The organism is Maribacter spongiae (genome assembly GCF_047345125.1).
Classification (GTDB): Bacteria; Bacteroidota; Bacteroidia; order Flavobacteriales; family Flavobacteriaceae; genus Maribacter.
Genome location: NZ_JBLFEQ010000023.1, coordinates 1 through 2,475, shown reverse-complemented (window position 1 = coordinate 2,475; position 2,475 = coordinate 1). Strand labels below are relative to the sequence as shown.

3 protein-coding genes are annotated in these 2,475 nt (G+C 33.3%); all 3 read left to right on the top strand.

The genetic code is table 11. The features are described from left to right. Positions 1 to 145: 145 nt before the first annotated feature. The 3 genes from ACKWB9_RS15615 (at position 146) to ACKWB9_RS15605 (ending at position 2,384) form a co-directional block, all read left to right on the top strand. Positions 146 to 712, top strand: a complete 567-nt coding sequence (locus ACKWB9_RS15615; protein WP_414003941.1) for a cysteine hydrolase family protein — start codon at positions 146 to 148, stop codon at positions 710 to 712. Between the two features lie 131 nt (positions 713 to 843). Then, complete coding sequence (locus ACKWB9_RS15610) at positions 844 to 1,860, top strand: alpha/beta fold hydrolase (RefSeq protein ID WP_414003940.1); 1,017 nt, start codon at positions 844 to 846, stop codon at positions 1,858 to 1,860. Positions 1,861 to 2,093: 233 nt separating this feature from the next. Beyond that, a complete protein-coding gene (locus ACKWB9_RS15605; protein WP_414003939.1) occupies positions 2,094 to 2,384 on the top strand; it encodes a hypothetical protein in 291 nt (96 codons plus the stop codon). The last annotated feature ends 91 nt before the right edge of the window (positions 2,385 to 2,475 follow it).

Genomic DNA, 2,475 nt, shown 5'->3' with positions numbered 1-2,475 from the left:
ACAACGTATATAATTCATTGCTAGTACACTCCTACTTACGAAAATCCTCGCGGATTTTCTATTCGGTTTGTATTTGCTAAATTAGTTGCTGAAACACGCAACGAAATCATATACAAAACCGTTAGCAAACATTTAAATCAAATTGATGAAAACTAAAAAAGCTCTTTTGGTAATTGATATGCAAAAAGGTTCTTTTACGCCCATAACCCCTCGATTTGATACAAATGGAGTCGTAAACCGAATAAATGGACTTGCGGACTTTTTCCGCAAAATGGACTTTCCAGTATTTTTTATACAACACGATGGAAATGCTACTGGGGAATTTGAAAAAAATTCGTGGGAATGGGAATTGTTGGACGAACTTAATATCAAACCGACTGACATTCGACTGGACAAGTATGCAAACGATGTATTTTACAAATCTGGACTTCAGGACAAACTTTTGGAACTGAAAACACAGGAATTGCTAATTACTGGTTGTGCAACAGATTTTTGCGTAGAATCCACGATTCAATCTGCCCTGACAAAAGATTATGACGTAACCGTAGTTGCCGACGGACATACAACGGGAGAAAGACCTCATTTAAGTGCGGAAAAAGTAATTGAACATTACAATTGGGTGTGGCAAAACATGATTCCGACAAACGGAAAAATAAAAGTGGAAAACTACGCTGAAATAATAAAAACGTTTGCTAACACGGTGTATAATTAATTGCGGCTGGATTCCTAAAACGGAATCCCTTGCAATCAATTATCTTTAGGCACGGGCGGACATTTTCCGTTGGAAAAGTCCGCAACTAATCATACACTAGATCGTTGTAAAACATTTACGAAAAACCTACGATGAAATTAATTCTGAAAATAATCAAGTGGATTGGTAAAATTTTAGCTGGACTTATAATTCTGATATTGATATCAGGTTTATGCTTCAGAGTATTTAGTTCAAATCCAATTCCACCAGGAAAACTGGTTGATGTCAATGGAACTAAACTTCATATAAGAGCAGAAGGACAGAAAAATGATTTACCAACTCTTATTCTTGAATCAGGTGCAGGAGGAGATACAGATGTATTTCACTGGATTACAATAGGATTGAAAAAAAACATGAGAGTTGTCAGATATGATAGAGAAGGAAAATGGTTTAGCGAATCAAGTAATGACAGTATTACACCAGAATTTTATGCGCACCAATTACATCAATTACTTGAAAAAAGTGGTGAAAAACCACCATATATATTAGCAGGCCACTCTATGGGAGGTCCTTATAATCGAATATTCAGAGACCTATATCTAAATGAAGTAAAAGGAATGGTCTTCCTGGATTCGAGTCATCCTGAACAAATAGACCGATTGGCACAAACAGATTCGCCAAAAAAACAAGACGTTCAAAAATATATGTCAATACTTGCTGATATGGGAATATTAGGACTTGTAGACCAGTTATTTGGCTCATTACTTAATGTCAATGATGACCTACCAAAAGATTGCCAAACCCGTTATCGTGCCCTTTATTTAAATTCTGGAAAGGTTTTACGCAGGATGGTAAAAGAATATAATTTTGTTGACAAGATTCTATTACAAGCAGTAGGTCAAGTCAGTGATTTAGATTCTTTGCCCGTTTTGGTCTTTACGGCAGCAGAAGAATACAGTGGATTTCAGAAAGAAAAATATAAAAGACAAGGTATTGATCCCGATAAAGAATTGCAATTATGGTTCGAATTGCAAAAAGAACTGAAAGAATTATCTAAAAATGGGAAACAATTTTTTATTGATGCAAATCATGGTTCAATAATCACAAAAAAAGAAAATGCCGAAATAATTAATAAAGAAATACTTTTAATGGCTGAATCAATTAATTAAGTCTAAAATAAAACGTTTTACAACAAAACCTATAAACAATACGGGTTTAGCTGCTTATGTTATAAACCCGGAATATCAACGAACACCGCCAAATCGTTGTATTTGGCTTTTAAAATGAATAAATTAAAAACAAAATACAACGATTTAGCTCAGTGCAAACTTGAAAGTTTATCGCTTTCTATTGCCCTACTTGCCATATACTAATCGTTAGCAAAAATTAAAAACCAATCTTTATGAAAATTAAAACATTACTAAATTTACTTTTTTGCTTAATCTTATTAAACTGTTCATCAGAAGATAATAATCCTGAACCAACTGAGAACATTTTTAATGGAGATATTATAGTTAATTCTCAAGCAGAAGTTGACCTTCTTGAAATATATACAGAAATCACTGGAGATTTAAGAATAGAAACTTCACTAAATTCTACTGACATTATCAATTTATCAATATTTAGTGATTTAACTGAAATAGGGGGAGATTTTATTTTAGAAAACCCGTTGTGCATTTTGATTGAGATATAAAAAGTTGTGCAAACTGCTCAATGGCAGTAAATTGTAATAACGACAAAACAATTAAGATGCACAACTTTGATGAAATTTACGAAAGAATACT